Source organism: Microbulbifer maximicatervae (SeqCode) (genome assembly GCF_052467225.1).
In genome coordinates, this window is record NZ_CP174303.1 from 1299840 (window position 1) to 1317114 (window position 17275).

13 protein-coding genes are annotated in these 17275 nt (G+C 40.3%); 6 read left to right on the forward strand and 7 right to left on the reverse strand.

Features of this window, described 5'->3' with window-relative positions:
• The first annotated feature begins 293 nt into the window (after nt 1-293).
• On the forward strand, nt 294-1412 hold the full coding sequence (gene rsgA, locus ACJJIZ_RS05645) for a ribosome small subunit-dependent GTPase A (protein WP_444915487.1): 1119 nt from the start codon (nt 294-296) through the stop codon (nt 1410-1412).
• Between the two features lie 39 nt (nt 1413-1451).
• Here rsgA and ACJJIZ_RS05650 read toward each other — a convergent pair whose 3' ends face one another.
• The gene (locus ACJJIZ_RS05650) at nt 1452-1769 is read right to left on the reverse strand and encodes a DMT family transporter (RefSeq protein ID WP_108734565.1); all 318 of its coding nucleotides are present in this window, start codon (nt 1767-1769) and stop codon (nt 1452-1454) included.
• Between the two features lie 475 nt (nt 1770-2244).
• Between ACJJIZ_RS05650 and ACJJIZ_RS05655 the strand changes: the two genes are divergently transcribed.
• Together ACJJIZ_RS05655 and ACJJIZ_RS05660 are read left to right on the forward strand one after the other, a co-directional pair.
• Nucleotides 2245-3279 (forward strand): agmatine deiminase family protein, encoded by a 1035-nt coding sequence (locus tag ACJJIZ_RS05655; protein ID WP_444915488.1) that lies wholly within the window; start codon nt 2245-2247, stop codon nt 3277-3279.
• A 57-nt stretch (nt 3280-3336) separates the two neighbouring features.
• Nucleotides 3337-4224 (forward strand): carbon-nitrogen hydrolase, encoded by an 888-nt coding sequence (locus tag ACJJIZ_RS05660; RefSeq protein WP_413663377.1) that lies wholly within the window; start codon nt 3337-3339, stop codon nt 4222-4224.
• A 53-nt stretch (nt 4225-4277) separates the two neighbouring features.
• Here ACJJIZ_RS05660 and ACJJIZ_RS05665 read toward each other — a convergent pair whose 3' ends face one another.
• From ACJJIZ_RS05665 to ACJJIZ_RS05690, 6 genes are all read right to left on the reverse strand, one after another.
• Nucleotides 4278-5126, reverse strand: a complete 849-nt coding sequence (locus ACJJIZ_RS05665; protein ID WP_444911554.1) for a sugar phosphate isomerase/epimerase family protein — start codon at nt 5124-5126, stop codon at nt 4278-4280.
• Nucleotides 5123-6499 carry a DUF6005 family protein gene (locus ACJJIZ_RS05670; protein ID WP_413663375.1) on the reverse strand — a complete coding sequence of 459 codons (1377 nt, stop codon included), beginning with the start codon at nt 6497-6499 and terminating at the stop codon, nt 5123-5125. Before ACJJIZ_RS05670 ends, ACJJIZ_RS05665 begins: the two co-directional genes overlap by 4 nt.
• Nucleotides 6500-6542: 43 nt before the next feature.
• A complete protein-coding gene (locus ACJJIZ_RS05675) occupies nt 6543-7850 on the reverse strand; it encodes an AMP-binding protein (RefSeq protein WP_444911553.1) in 1308 nt (435 codons plus the stop codon).
• Nucleotides 7834-9753: an IucA/IucC family protein gene (locus ACJJIZ_RS05680; protein ID WP_444915489.1), complete on the reverse strand. Its 1920-nt coding sequence runs from the start codon at nt 9751-9753 to the stop codon at nt 7834-7836. Before ACJJIZ_RS05680 ends, ACJJIZ_RS05675 begins: the two co-directional genes overlap by 17 nt.
• Nucleotides 9740-11587 carry an IucA/IucC family protein gene (locus tag ACJJIZ_RS05685; RefSeq protein WP_444915490.1) on the reverse strand — a complete coding sequence of 616 codons (1848 nt, stop codon included), beginning with the start codon at nt 11585-11587 and terminating at the stop codon, nt 9740-9742. The genes ACJJIZ_RS05680 and ACJJIZ_RS05685 overlap by 14 nt, the downstream gene beginning before the upstream one ends.
• Before the next feature lie 125 nt (nt 11588-11712).
• Entirely contained in the window at nt 11713-13095 is a 1383-nt protein-coding gene (locus ACJJIZ_RS05690; RefSeq protein ID WP_413663371.1) for an MATE family efflux transporter, read from the reverse strand.
• A gap of 476 nt (nt 13096-13571) precedes the next feature.
• On the opposite strand from ACJJIZ_RS05690, the gene ACJJIZ_RS05695 reads away from it, so the two are divergent.
• From ACJJIZ_RS05695 to speA, 3 genes are all read left to right on the forward strand, one after another.
• Entirely contained in the window at nt 13572-14255 is a 684-nt protein-coding gene (locus ACJJIZ_RS05695; RefSeq protein ID WP_444915491.1) for a response regulator transcription factor, read from the forward strand.
• 331 nt (nt 14256-14586) lie between these two features.
• Nucleotides 14587-14916, forward strand: a complete 330-nt coding sequence (locus ACJJIZ_RS05700; protein WP_444915492.1) for a DUF2218 domain-containing protein — start codon at nt 14587-14589, stop codon at nt 14914-14916.
• A 10-nt stretch (nt 14917-14926) separates the two neighbouring features.
• On the forward strand, nt 14927-16861 hold the full coding sequence (gene speA, locus ACJJIZ_RS05705; RefSeq protein WP_444915493.1) for a biosynthetic arginine decarboxylase: 1935 nt from the start codon (nt 14927-14929) through the stop codon (nt 16859-16861).
• Nucleotides 16862-17275 lie beyond the last annotated feature (414 nt).

Sequence of the window (17275 nt, forward strand, 5' to 3'; positions counted from 1 at the left end):
TTTGCTTTTTATGGCGGGGCAATTACTAAGAGGCTTCCCGGGATTATCCTTGCTCCTATCCCCGGGTAGTGCTAATTTGCCCATAACCCGCCAGGTACTTTGGCGGAATCCAGAACTCAATGACTGCGGAGGATGATTGATGATTGTTGCAACCCTCCGTCGGGTCCAGTAGCAGCCTCCAGCTGCCCACGCCCGGCGATAGATTCCTAGACGTCGGGCTTTCCCTGAGAAAGCTCTGTTGGCCGCGCATGTGCGGTCGCTTGGTGCTTTATTGCGCCCAGAGGGTTTCAATCTTGAGTAAATCTCGCTTTACCCGCCGGTCTGTTAATAGATTCGGCACTAAATCCCCATCTATCAAAATTGAGCGGGAAGCTTCTCCGCTGCAAAAACTCGGTTGGAAGCCTTTTTTCCAACAGCAGCTGACGCTCGAAGAACTCGAGCAGTGTTTGCCGCTGCGGGTTATGGCTGTACACCGCAGTCGCCTGGAGTTGGCCGGCGAGCAGGGGGCTGTGTCCCTTCCGCTAACCGGGAGTCTTGTGGCTAATTTGCCCGCAGTGGGGGATTGGCTGTTGTTAGAGAAGAGCAGTGGATATTTCGTGCGTTTGTTGAGCCGCAGCAGCCAGTTTGAGCGCATGGCACCTGGGGGGCATCAGGTGCAGATGATCGCCGCCAATGTCGATAGTGTTTTTATTGTTTCCTCCCTGAATGATGACTTTAACCTCTCACGTATTGAGCGCTATTTGGCTCTGGCTCGGGAGTCTGGTTGCAGCCCACACCTGATACTGACTAAGACCGATCTGTGTGAAGATACAGCCCCTTTTCTTCAGGCATTGCGTCCATTCGGCGAATTACCCGCTGCAATGGTAAATAGCCTGGATCGAGAAAGCGTGGCACAGCTGCGCCAGTGGTGCTTACCTGGGGAAACTATCGCGCTGTTAGGTTCTTCTGGAGTGGGTAAATCCACTTTGCTAAATGCGCTGTCTGGCGAACCCCTGGCTGAGACTGGGACCATTCGCGAAGCCGATAGTAAAGGGCGTCACACTACACGGAAACGCTCTCTTCACTCCCTGAGTTGGGGAGCGCTGTTACTCGATAGCCCTGGAATGCGGGAGCTGGGGTTGGTGCATGTTGAAGATGGCGTGGCGGAGACTTTTTCTGATATTGAGGCCTTGTCCAGAGAGTGTCGCTTCTCTGACTGCCAGCACCAGTCAGAGCCAGGCTGTGCGGTACAAGAGGCAATAACGGGCGGTTCGTTGGATGATCGGCGCTTGCGCAATTGGCAAAAACTGCAACAGGAACTAAGCCGTAACGGTCAAACTCTCGCGCAGAAACGGGCAGGGGAGAGAGCGCTATCCCAGATGTATCGATCTGTGCAAAACCAGGCACGTAAACCCAAATATTCAGAGGATTAATAGAACTGGCGCCCGGGAATTTTCCCGGGTGCTTCTCAATTAATGAGAGAGTTTTAACGTGACAACGCCTAAGATAATGAGCAAAACTCCCAGGTAGCGTCCAAGGCTGGTGGAGTCTCCAAAGAACAGCACTCCTACCGCAAAGGCTCCGGCGGCACCAATTCCTGTCCAGACCGCATAGGAAGTACCAATAGGTATCTCTCGCTGCGCCAGCCACAGAAGAAATCCACTGACCCCAATAAATACCACAGCCATAACCACACCCAGAAGGCGGGTGTTACTGCCCTGTGAAATTTTCAGTCCCAGCACCCAACCAATTTCGCATAGTCCGGCGAGTATTAAGTAGAACCAGGCCATGATATTCCTTTAAAGAGACTCGGCGATTTGCTTCTAGCGGAGAAATCAATGTTGACATGTCAGTAAACAAGTCTTTCCCGTATTAGAACAGATATAGTTGAGAATAGCTGAGATAGCTTTATTGAAAGTCAGGTGGATAGCTGTGCCTCGCTCCCATCCAGTAATTAATCTCAAAGTGCAGTCGGACCTGTTTGAGCTCTTAAAACGCAATCTATTAGTTACATTGCCAAGTGCATTGTTTCGGAGGAAGTTGGAGCATGCTAAATAAATAAAATCTTTACTGAGAGGGCTTTGCATTGTTTTCCAGATGAAATCAGGAAAACGATAAAACTGTGCGAAAGTCTATTTAAATCCGAGCCCAAACTTGCGCGAAATGAATTTTTCTATATTATTGTAATGATAATTATTATCATTTGGTGCTAGTTCAATACCCCTGTAAATTTAAAATAACTATCAGATAAAGTAATTAAAACTTATGTCAAATAGATTGCCACCTGAATGGGCAAAGCAAGATGCAATAATGCTCACTTGGCCTCATGCGGATACTGATTGGAGACCGATACTAAGCGAAGTAGAAGCGGTTTATGTTTCTATTTGCGAAGCTATAACTGCTCGACAAAAACTGGTAGTCGTTTGTCATGATGAGGTTTTAAAAAAACATATTAGCCAGCTATTACATGTGGCTAATGTAATAATTCAAAATATTCAGTTTGTTGTTGTTGCCACAAATGATAGTTGGGCGAGAGATCATGGCCCAATTTCAGTAGTGAACAGCCAAGGAGAAGTTGTTGCTCTCGATTTTACGTTTAATGGATGGGGAAGCAAATACCCGGCTGATTTAGACAATCAGATTAACCAGGAAATGTTTAAGCAATTGGGTATCTGTAATTGGCGGAAAATTGACGTCGTTCTTGAAGGTGGAGCAATAGATATTGATGAAAAGGGCAATCTTTTAACGACTGAGCGCTGTCTGCTAAATAAAAATCGTAACCACCGCATGACAAGAGCGGATATCGAGGGACTGCTAAAAACTGAGTTAGGTGCAAAGAATATTCTATGGCTGGATCATGGCGCATTAGAGGGCGATGATACAGATAGTCATATCGACACTCTTGCACGGTTCGCACCTGGCCAAACTATTGTCTATCAGGGCTGTAATGAAAGTGGTTATCGTTTTTTTGATGAACTTGAGAAAATGAAGCAGAGTTTAGTACAAATGCGCTCGCTTGATGGGAAACCATTTAATTTGCTGGAATTACCATGGCCTAGCGGACAAGCAAATGCAAGTGGCGAGCGTTTACCTGCCACTTATGCCAACTTTCTAATTATCAATGATGCGGTACTAGCTCCTGTATATGATGTTGAAGAAGATACTGAGGCGTTACAAACTCTCCAGATGGCATTTCCGGAGCATCAGATAGTTGCGGTTAATTGCCGGCCCATTATCGAACAGTTCGGTAGTTTGCATTGTTTAACTATGCAGCTGCCGAAAAACCTCTTGGCTAATTAGGCGTTAAAAAAATTTTTTGCATCTAATCTAAAATTAAACAATCTAGCGAATTTATTAATGAGTAACATAGTTAAAGTGGCACTTGTTCAGCAAGATAACACTGTTGATTGCCAACAAAATATTGATAGGTCAACTCAGGGAATACGTGCCGCAGCGAGTGAAGGTGCTGATTTGGTAGTGCTGCAGGAGTTGCATCGTAGTCTGTATTTTTGTCAGTCAGAAGATGTGAGTTTATTCGATTTAGCTGAGACGATCCCTGGACCCAGTACGGATTATTTTGGAAGGCTTGCAAAAGAACTCGGCGTGGTCATAGTGACCTCTTTATTTGAAAAGCGTGCTGCAGGTATTTATCACAATACTGCAGTGGTATTGGATAAAAATGGCTCTATTGCCGGAAAGTATCGAAAAATGCATATTCCGGACGATCCGGGATTTTACGAAAAATTTTATTTCACGCCTGGTGATTTGGGCTTTGAAGTTATAGATACGAGTATTGGCAAGTTGGGCATATTGGTTTGTTGGGATCAATGGTTTCCTGAAGCTGCCCGACTGATGGCAATGGCTGGAGCAGAATTACTGATTTACCCAACCGCAATTGGATGGGACCCGCGCGATGATGCGGCTGAGCAGCAACGGCAACTTGAAGCCTGGAAAATTGTACAAAGGTCCCACGCGGTAGCGAATGGCGTACCAGTTATTAGTTGTAATCGTGTGGGCCATGAAAGTGATTCCAGTGGAAGTTCTGCCGGCATTGATTTCTGGGGTAATAGCTTTATCTGTGGTCCACAGGGCGAGCTACTTGCCTGTGCAAGTGAAAGTGATGGTGAGATACTAATTGCGAATATAGATATGGAGAAAAGTGAACAAGTACGTCGTATTTGGCCATACTTGCGAGATAGACGTGTCGATCATTACCAAGACTTAACGAAAATTTACCGTGATTAAGAGTTGATAGTTTGGGTCTGCCAGATTTCCTAGAAATTAGCAGACCCAATTTACTAAATGGCTAGTGGTTCGCGACACTGCTGAAGTTGTTGAATTAGGTATCTATCTCTAGCTAGTGTTTCTTTACAGTCATCACCAAACCATTCCAGTGAAGCTTCAATGTTGCGGACTCTCTTGTCTGGATGTTGACTAATATGACTTACGAATTCCTGATAGTTAACAGCGCCATCAAACAGCGGGACAATACCTTCCCGCGAGCCAGAAGCAGAATATACATTAGCAGGCGAGAACACATTCAGGAATTCTGCAGAACTTACATTTTTTAAGTGGATATGATTAATATTATCTTTTAAAGCCTCAAAAGCTGGGATCACTTCAGTTTTTGATTCCCAGACATGGAGTACGTCAAAATTGATTTGAAGGTTGTCACAAGCAACGCTCTGTAATAAATGCTTTGTTGCTGGGACGGAATCCGCATATGTATTGGGATGTGTTTCAATAATCAAGTTGAGATCATGTCGGGACATCCATTGACAGACCTTGCGCAACGTCTTTGTTAATCGTGCAAAGCCATGCTCAGATGTGTTTGCGCTTGCCTCGGAGCCGGCAAAAGTCCTAATTTTCTTAGCACCCCAATGTTTTGCTAAGTAACATAAATGTTCTACTTGTTTATGTAACTCAGCTTCAGTGGCATATAGTGCTAAATAATCACTTAACATCGTGATTTTTAGGCCGTAGTCCGCCAACCAATCTTTATTATATTCTGGTTGAGAGGCGAGGTTTTTTGCGTGAGTTCCCCACAATTCAATACCCTGAAAATGATTATGCTTCGCCCACTTTGCCAAATGATCAATTGAAACCAGTTGATGGCGAAAAGAGATTGTACAGATAGATAAAATCATATGCACACCTCATTGGAACGTTCTTTGTTAGTAATAGCTACATGGTTTTGCCATTGTTGAAATAATGTATGTAGCTGACCTTTGATTTTAAATTCTCGCTGATCTTGTTGATCCAGTAGCTGCATGATTTCTGTTTTAATATCTGTCGATGATTCGGATGGATAGTTTCCTTCAGTAGCGTAATTCGCGATTTTCATAGAACGAAATTGAATCTGCTTATAAGTGGAAACTAACTCTTCAATAATGTCGCACCATGTTTCAAATTCATCAAAATCCAAATTCAGCTGCAACATAAAATATGCTAAGCCATGTTCGTAGGCATACTTTCGAATAGCCAATACGGGAAGCTGAGTGAGAGCACGGCTTAAATTAGAGGGGCTTAGCTGACTTTCAGGAGCCAAATGTGCCTTGACAATTTTTCGCACAGCATCCGTCATCGGATTATTGTTTAAGTTCAAACAGGTAGTAAAATAGTCATGGATTGCCTGATTGGAGCTTGGTTTAATTTGGCTGCTATCAAAGATATAACCGCCAGCAACAGCATCCGACTCAATTGCGTGTAATACTTGTTTTTTATTTTGCTCTCCTTCCCAGCGAAAATCAGGATCCCACATAAATAACATTTCTGGATTTTGGCTATTTTCCAGCATTACGTAGTGAGGGAATGGATTCTGGTTAAACTTATTTTCGCGTTCTGGCAACCTATACATATCTAGCATTACCATTATGTTCTGACTGGCAGATTTATTGTCTAGTAATGTTAGTAAGGTGTTAATATTGTCGCTTTTGGATAAGCCTTGGTTGTACCAGGACTTTACCTCGACACCATAAATTTTCTCGAACCAGTTTCGAAAGAAGTCATGGTTCAAATTCTCAGCGTGATAGTTGATACAATAATCATTATCAACTACAACATCGGCGTCCCATACACCAAAATAAAATGGTCTATGGTCAACATGATCATTTGCTTTGATACACTCGCATAGACAACTCACAAAACAATGTACTTTAATATCCTCAAACTCTTCTGTCTGCTCTTCAGCTTGTTCTGCTGGAGCTATTTCGACTCCTGATTTCTCTTGAGGATCGGTATGTTTGGGAGAAGCGCCATTCTCGCTCTTATAGTTAACCCGGCCTAATATAAACTCACTAAAGCTATCGACTGTATCAAAATCCTTCAAGTTCAAGGCTTCATCGGGTATATCAATTCCCAGCTTTAATTCCAAGCTAATAAGTACTTGCAGGATCAGTACGGAATCAAGGTATAAATCTTCATTTAGCTTGGAGTGAAGCTGAACATCTTCTATATGTGTTAGATTCAACTCATTAGTAAGTATGCTCTGAATCGAATCTACTATTTCAGTCTTTTGCATAATTAATATATTGTTTGTTTGCTCAATAGATAGCCCCTACTTACTAGTTGGCTCTTTCAGCTTGTTTTCCTTCACTACTTTTATTTGTTCTGGTTAGTATGTTCTGTTGATAGTTCAGCGCAATCTGCTTACGGTTCACTTTACTGTTAGCCATTCGCATTATCTCATCGACCGGCTGTAATATTTGCGGTACTTGAAATAGTGCTAAGTGTTGACTGCACCATTGGCGTAGTTCGGAGGGGTCTATTGCTGGGGAAGCGACATACTGTAGGCAAACTCGTTGGCCCGCAAATTGATCATCTATCTTAAATACCACTACATCATTAACTTGCGGGTGTTCAAGTATGATATCTTCTACTTCTGCAGGATATACATTTAGCCCTGATACGATGATTGTGTCATCCATTCGTGCAAGAAAATGCAGCCGACCATTTTCACTCAAATAGCCGACATCCTGTGTTTTAACAGTTTTAATTCCTGATGCAGTTTTTACATAAGCAACTATCTCTTGCTGTTTATTGTCGAGATTACCACAGGTAATTTCGACATGAGGTAATGGCTTTCCTTGATCGTTAGCAGCAGATAAATCCTGTCCTATACTAATACAGCCCGCTTCAGAGCATCCATACTGTTGATATAAGTTTTCTACACGTGCCTGAATCTGCTCAAATACCTGTTGTGGCATAGTGGAACCTGAAGTCATAGCAGCAAATAGTTTGCTATTGGCCGGCCATAAACGTAATAATCCCTGCAACATTACCGGAGAAGAATACAAAAGCGGACGCTGACAACTCTGCAGCTTCTTGATAAGGTATTTAGGATTGATATTGCTAATTATCAGTGGTGACTGACCCCGATTCAGAGCAACCATTACGCCACAAATTAATCCATATGAATGGGTAACGGGACAAGCGACAACTGGAGTCATGCTGTCCGGGTCGCTGAAAGCCTGGCAATAACTCTTTACCTCAATATCAATATCCGCCCAGCTTCGCAATATGCATTTTGGCTCACCTGTGGTGCCGGAGCTCATTTGAATAATACCTGCTTCAGATTTATTCAAATTAGTTGCCGGTAGCTCAATTAATCCTGCTAAGTCACCATAAATCAGCAATTCGCAGCCAGCTTTTTCTGCCATACGCTTTGCAGTATCCTTTGGAACACTGGGGTGGATAGGCATGGCAGATATTTTCTTTGACTTTAAGTAATAACATAGAGTCAACCAAATAAAATTATCTTCAACACATACCGCAACAGCGTTACTCTCATTAATAGTATTTATTGAGACATAGGACTGCTGTTGCTCGTTAAAGTCTTCTTTACTATAAAACTTATCATTTATTGTAAGCATAGGATTTTCCTGGTACTGCTGGCACTGATATTGATGTCTTGGAGGTTTCCTTTTGGGTATCATGTAAAGCAGCGTCTGCTAACGGATTTCTTATGTGATGATGAAATTCTGTTTCACGATTCCCGCGAAATTTCTTATCCAATAGTGATTCGGTTTTAATTTCCGGTTGGAATAAATCGATTTGGGCTATGCGCTTTTGATCAGTTAAGTTTGATTGCTGATATTTTCTAAAGCTGTGATAAACTGATTTCCAGAATTCACTTTCTGGAAATTGGTAGTAATCTTCAAGTAATACGGCCAAGTCAGATAAATTAAAAACCAATAAGGTATCTACTAAAAGTTCGCGCAAAGCTTCGACACTTTCCATCCAATAATATTGGTTTGGCCCGCCAAAACTATATTCTTCCTCGAAGTCAGTAAAAGTAGGCGCTAATTCCGGTTGTGCTAAGTAATTGTGAACGTACTCCATGCTTTCATGAAAATCGCGCACTATAACTTTTTCAGGCCAACCATCTTTATGTTGCAATAAGATATTTTGCCCGTGCGCCTCAATTGCAATACCGTGATGAACTAGTAAGTGCCATATGGGAATAATCACCTTTTCGAGCAGGTTCTCCAGCCAACTATGACAACCATATTCGGCAATCCAGGGCTCGATAAAAGGGCTGCCATCTTGTTCTATTATACTTAGGGCTACAAAAGGTATTACAGTTTTCTCATCACAGTATGAGTGCAGGCTCTGTCGAAAAATTACACCCAATTGACCATCGAGATTCTCAATCCATTCCTGATGTTCAGTGCCATCATTTGTAGGCCTTATTCCGGCGTACTCCGCCAGCAAAATCATATTTTGCTTCAGGTAGTTATCCGACTCCAGAATTTGTATTAACCAGTTTGATATAGCAGGTGCAGTACAAATGGTGTGACTTTCTATAGTGCGTAGTGAAGAAGTATTAATTATATTCAGAGGTAGTTTTATATTAGCTTTTTCAGGATGGCTAATATTTAATAATGTACGAATAGAAATGCTGGCTTGATATTGATCGCCAGCCTCTCCAAGGTAAAATACTTGTCCATCATCAATAGCGGGCTCAAGTTTATCTTTTAAAAACTTCCACTGCCATGGATGGATAGGCATCAATGAAAATGCAGTACTATCGGAAGTTAGATTTTTAATTTGTGTATTTAACTGCTGGTAACATTGTTCACCAAGCTCAGTTTCCCAAAATATTTTTTCAGTTACAGAGTTAAATCGACGCTTCAAATAGCATCGTCTAATCGCCAACCAATGTAGTTGAAAATTATTGCCAAACTCTGGACCATAAAGTTTATGATCAAGCTCACTAAACCCAGTTCGTGCCTTGAAGCATGGATGATAAGGGTGCCCTTCATCAATTGCAGACTCTAACTGGGTATATGTTAATTCACGACGGCTTATATGGCGGTTTAAATGCTTATTGTTCCACTGGCAAAGTTTAACAGTTTGTTCGAGCTCAATTGCCAGATTTTTCTTTACTACTACTGAAGTAGGCAAGTCCTCAACAAGGGCATTTAGTGTTATTGGTTGCCAATCAATGCTTTGAGATATATTTTTTATCCATTGTGCCTGAAGTTTTGTATCTACATGCTTTTCATCTCTTTGAGAAAAAAACATTTCTTCTGCATTGATTCTAATTCGACTAAAACCAGAAATTCTTCCTGAAGCACGATAAAAAGATCTTCCTAATGTAAAATAGAAAAAACCATCGTGATAAGAGTAATCACAAAGATGCTCGAACAACAATGCTTCCAAGAGCTGGCGAATCACTCTTTTTTCTTCAGCTAAGTGGCTGTCAGAATTTTTATAAGGAGAGATTTCTAAGTCTTGTTGAGATAAATGCTGCTGTGGGTTAACTGTGAGCAAGAGTCACCTCGTTAACTTGCTTATGGGTAGTCAAGCTTTCTTGATGCAGGTCGAAGAAAGGATTTCGTATATTAGTGTAAACAGCTAATTCTTTTTCCGCTTCCAGCTCATCAACATCTTCAACGCGAGTTAGAAGGTTTCCCTTGCAGGGAATACTAGAATTATTAAATAATCTATCTGTAAAGTTTTTGCCGACGCTTATCAGTACCCTAGAATTTAGAAAATTAAGCTTGCTGTAACTTAATTGTAATAGTTTATTCTCATCAATAAGGTCATCTTGTCCCATACGGCCAATAATTGAGAATAACTGATTGACAAAAAGATAGTATCCAAACCGGTCTGCAATCATATTGTCAGGATAAAATAAGTCAGGATTATTCCTCAACTCAGGTACAGCTTCGAGCAACTTATCCTGCATTTTTTCTGACAAGTAGAAACCTTGATTGTCTCGGTAGTAGTATCTAATTGGACAGTCATCATAAATAGTTAATAGAGAATTTTGTTGATGAGCTTCTAAACCAATACCCTGACTATCGTAAAGTCTAATTGTTGGTTCAATTGCACATTGCCAATAACAATTAAACCATTTTAACGCTGCTTCCTCTACGCTAATGCCCTGCTTGGAAGCCAAGCTTAAAACTTGCTGCGCTAATTTAGACTGAGTTCCGGATAAGATAGGGTCTTGTACCAATGCAGCGATTGAAACTGTGGGTAGTTCTAGACTGTTTGTATCTTTACTGAATGGATTTTGCCGTATAATAGTTTCAAAGCCTGTTTCCTGCATATTAGGTAATTTAACAGTAATAAAGGCAGGATCTTCAATTAAAACAAACTGTGGAAATTTTTGCTTGAAGTTGCTTAATGAGAACAACTTTCCAACATTTAATCCCGGATCTAATTCGTGAGCCATATTTTTTCTTAGCGAATTAGTTATTTTTACAGGGATCGAGAGCTTAATCATATAATTCAGCTCACTGCAGTACAAAGTGCGGACAGAAGAAGTGGGCGTAAACATCTTACCCATAAGACCTAAGTCGACAATTAATCCGTCACGTTGTAAATGCTGAACATAGTCCTGGTGTAACAGCCACTGTGCTTGTAGGGGATGTACAGGTATTAGTTGTTTATCGATATCAATATCAATATCGATATCGGCCCCTAATATATTATTGATAATTTCCTCAACGCTCTCGTCGAGTAAAGAATCTTGCTCCAGAAGATCTTTTGACACGGCAAAAAAGTGTAATTGAAATTTAGATTTCAATTCCGGCGTATACTTTTCATGTTGCCAAGAGTGAATGCCTTGGCGTGACTTGGGTGTTGGATGAAGCCAATGTCCAAATAACAGAGACTGTTCAGAACAAATATAATCGGAGCTATTAAGTGTAGGATCATCTAGTCGCTTAGTAAGATAATCCTGCATGATTTGAAGACTTTCTAAAGTGCGATTTAATAGTTCTATTTTGTTGGCTGGAGTATTTGGCTTATTGTTTTGGTTATTATCTTTTGCATAAATGTTATCTATTAACATCATAATCGCAGAAGTAAAATCTATGGGTTGCCAATTCCATTGATTTGCTAATTTGCGATAGCTTTTAGTAAATACATGTCGGCCGACAATTGAACGATAAGAAGCCTCTAAAGCAAGTGTAACTCCAGTTCCGTTCAAATAAAGTTCTAGTGCATAACCATTTTCTTCTTCAAGGGCCACACCAGTTTGTAATTGCCAATCAGAGCTTGTATGCCAAACACCGGGGTCAACTTCTCTTATATATGCATTAGCAAATGCTTGAAAAGAAGCCTTTTCCGCCAGCTCTTTTGCGGTGAATGGCATGACGATATTCTCCTGGAGATACTAAGTAAAAGAACTTACCCAGATGATAATGATACACATTCTCACCAGCAAGTAAGTTTACAATTGTTACTATTGTTTTAGAGCTGTATCTCACTTGGCGTTACTTAGACTGAAGTTTGATTTACTTTCAGCTTCGTAGGCCTGTACTGGTAGCAAAAATAGGCGGCCAACAAAAAAGTGCACCATTCTGCTAATGGCAGTGCAACAATAAATGATAAATCACTTATTGCTGCTGGTAATAAGTGCCAGCTGGGCAACATATAATAAAAGGCAATCAAAAATACGGCGGGGAATAATAAGCTGCGGTTAATAGCAATTAAAGCTGAAGGTTTTGGTTTGTGTATTGCTGTTAAGTAACAGGTTAAGACGATGTTAGTCCCATTAATTAAAAATAGTGGAAGCAACAATGGCAGCAATTGCATGCTGACTCGGGATATTTCCTGATCTTGTTCATTGGTAAACCAACTCAGAACAGTTTCTGGCCAAAAAACGAGCAGCGCAACGATTATGATACCCAGGCAGATGGTACTTAATATTGCAATTGACAAAAAAGATTTCACTCTAGTTAAGTGCCGAGCGCCAAAATTTTGACTGACAACGATATGAAGTGCATCAGCTAAACCATAACTAAGCATGACACTTAAGAAAATGAAGTAATTGACCAAAGTAAATGCCGCTACACCATCTACGCCTAGCCGCATTATCATTAAAGTATTTAGAATGAAAAAAATAATACCAACAGATATCTCGTTTATAAACTCTGATATACCGTTATAAGCTGAGTTAAGAAGTAGTTTCCAGTTTCTTTGTTGTAATTCGAACTTAAGTGTTCTTTTCTTACTAAAAAAATAACGGCTCAATACTAAAAATTGTATAACTTGTGCTATTGCAGTTGCATAAGCAGCCCCAGCTAATCCGAATTCCAAGTACACTATAAACCAGGCATCGAGAATAATATTGAGAACAGCGCCGATTACTAATGCACATGTGGCTAATATCGGATGGCCATCAGCACGTACAAAATAATACAGCACCATTGTGGTTAACTGTAAAATGAACACCCAGCGAATGACGTCGAAATATTCCCTTGCTAATACAGCAACCTGGGCTGAAATATTGAGTATTTCAAAAAGTAAATCGTTGAAGGCTAAGCTGCCCAGCGCTAACAGAGTGTTAATAACCACAGCAGCAATAAGGGATTGGCTGAAGATGGCGTTTGCTGTTTTCGGATCTTTCTCACCTATGGCTTTACCTACGCTCACAGCCCCGCCTATTGCCAGCATGATGGCAATAGCTATCAACAAGGTGAAGTACGGGATCATTAGAGTGATTGCAGCGAGAGCGTCTGTACCTATGGTGTTGCCGACAAAAAAGCCATCAATCAGGTTGGCGCTTGTTATTGCAACTAAGCCGACTATTGAAGGTAGTACATAGTAAAAAAAAGTCTTGACGATACGACCGGAAAGCGCTGGATTTTGGGCTGACATTAAAGTGTCTCAAATCATGAGAAAATAGGTTCTGAGGCAGTATTATATATTCCACTTGTTGCAAATGATAGTGATTATCATTAATATCGGTGAATTTAGGTTGATACATAAAGCTGCATCGTGAAGTTTTGATGTTCTAAATGTGAACAGATTTGTGTTATAGCCAATGCAATATTGTGTTGGGCACTAAGCATGCTAGTGGCGTGTCCCGTGCAATGGTTGTACAGGAAGTGCGCAGCAGTATTAATGTTTTGCAGTGCTAAATGTCCTGGTAAGTCATATGTGTATCCATTGAAAATAGTTTAGAAAATGTACTATTAAAATTACTGTCAGACGTCAAAAGTAAGAGCTATGTGTAGGTTCCAGTCGGGTTCCTCCATATTAAGGTCGTCGGTGGGCGAGAGTATTTTTGCGCTATGAATAATTTTGGATTCAAAAAATTCAAGTTTTAATTTGGTTGTGGATAAGAGGCTGTTGTGGCAACTGCGCATATTTTAATATTGGAAAGTGATACTAAAATAAGCAGACAATTGAGCGGCACTTTGCAAAAGCAAGGATTTAATGTCACTCAATGTCAAGATGTTAGTGAAGGGTTGATGGTAATGCCCGCAGACTATTTTGATCTTATTTTAGTTAATGCGTTTTTGCCCACCAATGATGATTTATCACCTTTACAGGCTATACGTAGCTGGGGGCAAACGCCTGTAATTGTTCTCTCTTCAATTAATACAACGGCAAAAAGGATAGAGAGCTTTCAGCAGGGGGCTGATGACTTTATATCCAAACCGATTGATTCCACTGAGATAGTGCTGCGTGTAAACGCAATATTGCGTAGGACTCACAAGGGGGAAAGTAACATTGAGGGTGAGATTGATATCGATCATTTAAGGTTATTAAAATCAAGGCAGCAGGTTTTTTATAGGGGAGATAATTTAGCGTTTACACCTATTCAATTTCGATTACTTTGGATACTCGCTGAGAACCGATTCAAGGTAGTTAGTAAGCAATTTTTATATCGTGCGGTACTCAATAGGCAATTTTCCCGTTATGATCGAAGCCTTGAGATGCATCTTAGTCGTATCAGGAAAAAGTTTATTGAAGTTGGTATATCGGCTGACCGCTTTGCTACGATTCATGGCAAAGGTTATAGATTTTCATAATAAAAGACTAGCTTAAGTTAAACGGTAAATTTAGGTGTACTAAGTATCGGTTTAGGCATTATTCAAGTATTTTCTCCTTTCTAAAATTCTAATCAGGCTTGTTTAACATTAGCAAGCTTAAAGCTGTCTTTGAGTTCAAAATGTTTTAATTATCGACGGTTTTTATTAGCTATTATACTGCCGTAACAATTGTAAAAGTGGTTTTTTTCGGCCATGAAAGCAATTAACATCTTTGATAATGATTATCATTACCAGAGATGTTAATTGCTGAATACATCTTTTCGTTTAAAAGTTGGCTCGGCATAAAGTGATTTAATTAAGAAGTGGGGATATGAGCACTATTAATAAAGTTGAGGCTGAGCATGATAGCCAATTTTTAGCTTTTTCAACGGTAATTCATATTGACAGCGAGAGGATGATTAGGCGTTTATGTAAGCACTTCGCTCACAAAGTTAATGCCCACTGGAGCAGCGATTGCGGCCATATTGAGTTTGATATGGGTTTCTGTGATATGAACGGAAGTGGTGATCAATTGGATTTGCGTTGTGGTGCTAACTCTGACGCGGAGTTAAAAGAGATCATAGATTGCATTGATTCCCACTTCTTACGATTTGCGCAAGGTGTGGAATGTTCACTTCAGTGGAATCTAATGAATTCTTAATGGTAAAAAGATGTTAGAGAAAGATAAACTCAAGAGTGAAGTTAATACTCAGTGGAATATGGCTGAGGCAGGGAATATTTATGGGGTTAACCAGTGGGGCAATGGTTATTTCGATATAGATTCACAGGGTAATGTTGTCGTAAAAAATCCTAGTGATGATGAGGCAGACGCTGTTCCCTTGATGAAAATTATAGAGGGTATGCAGGACCGCGGTTTACACATGCCTATTTTACTGCGTGTCGAGAATATTCTTGATAAAAGTATTAGCTCACTTAATGAAATATTCCGTCAGATAATCGAAAAACTGGATTACCAGAATAAATACCAAGGTGTTTATCCAATTAAAGTAAACCAGCAGGCCCAAATTGTCGATGAAGTAGCTCAGTTTGGTTCTCGCTATCAACATGGATTTGAAGTTGGTAGTAAAGCCGAAATGATTGCAGCTTTATCCACTATCGAAGAACTAGATAGCCTAATTATTTGTAATGGCTATAAGGACCAAGAATTTATAGAATTGGGGTTAGAGGCAACAAAACTTGGATTGAAATGTATCTTTGTTATTGAAACCTTAACCGAACTGCCGATTATTGTAGAGCGAAGTCAAGCGTTAGATATTTTCCCTCATATTGGCGTGCGCGTTAAAATGACGACTCAAGTGAGTGGGCATTGGAGTGCTACTAGTGGTGAGAGAAGTGTATTCGGACTGTCATCAAGTCAACTTATACATGTGGTTGATTACTTAAACGAGCATCAAATGCTCAATTGCCTTGAGTTACTACATTGCCATTTGGGCTCTCAGATTCCTAACATCCGCGATATCCGCGGTGGTGTACTAGAAGCCTGTCGCTATTACTCCGATTTATGTAAAGAGGGCGCGGCATTAAAGTATATTGATTTAGGTGGTGGTTTAGCAGTTGACTACACTGGTAGACAGTCAAGTACTGGACAAAGCCGAAATTACTCACTTGAGGAATACTGCGAAGATATCATTGATACAATTAAGAGTACATTAGATAGTAATAACTTACCCCACCCGATAATTGTTACGGAGTCTGGTCGTGCTACTGTAGCCTACACATCAATTTTGCTCTTTAATATCCTTGATGTTGTAAGTTTCGACTCAGAAGAGTTAAAAGAAGCTGAGGAAGATGAGCATCAATTGCTTCAAAATATGCGTGAAATTCTGACTTATTTGAAGCCTCAAAGATTACAAGAGTGCTTCAATGATGCGCAGTTTTATCGGGACGAAGTTCGCGAATTATTCAAGCGTGGCCAAATAGATCTTCGTGTTCGTTCTGTATCAGAGATAATTTATTACAATGTTTTGCATCGTATAAAAGAGACTCTTTCAGAAATGAAGCGAATACCTGAAGATCTGGAAGGCTTGGTAGATTCACTAGCTGATATCTATTATGGTAATTTTAGTTTATTTCAGTCCTTACCTGATAGCTGGGCTATTGATCAGTTATTTCCTATTATGCCTATTCATCGACTAAATGAGACTCCAAGTCGGCGTGCTATCTTGGCCGACATTACCTGTGATTGTGATGGGAAAATTGAGCGATTCGTAGTCAACCAGGAAGTCGAAAAAACCTTACCTCTGCATTCAATAAAGCACGGCGAGGAGTATTATCTCGGTGTTTTCCTAGTGGGCGCTTATCAGGAAACTCTAGGTGATCTGCATAATTTATTTGGTGATACGAATGTTGTCAGTGTGAGACTGAATTCAGATGCCAGCTTTGAGTTTGTGAAAGAGGTTCATGGGGATACTATTGAGGATGTTTTAAGTTATGTCGAGTATCAGCCGCATGAAGTAAAGACGCGTTTTCGTAATAAGGTTGAAGCGGCTGTTCGCAGTGGGCGTATTAGTGCTCGTGAACGTCAGCAAATAATTAAGACCTTCAATGCAAGTATGCAAGGTTATACCTATTATGAAAGAGATTAGAATAGAGTAGAAAACAGTGAGAGACATGACCTGTTTAAATCTTTATCTGTATATATGAAGGCTTAAATCTAAGTATGTCGACGATGCCAGATCTTCGATCTGGCTAAAATATTTAAGCCCTACTCTGTGAAGCTAGCTCCTGACCACGTTAATAAATTCTTTGTTTTTATATAGTTATGCTGTTAGCGCCTATCCTGATTTAGTGTTTTAGGTTTATATTGGTTACTTTAGCGCCAGATAATTTTCTATAGTGATAGTATATACAATTATGCAGAATCTATTCTTCTTTATGACTAGTGCAGAACTCTGAATATACTTACTTTTATACTTTAGTGTGCTTGTACTCGAAAGATGATCTCTCTGTAAAAATTGTTAAGAGTTTTGATCTTTTTTGTTTCTTTGTCTAATTGTTAC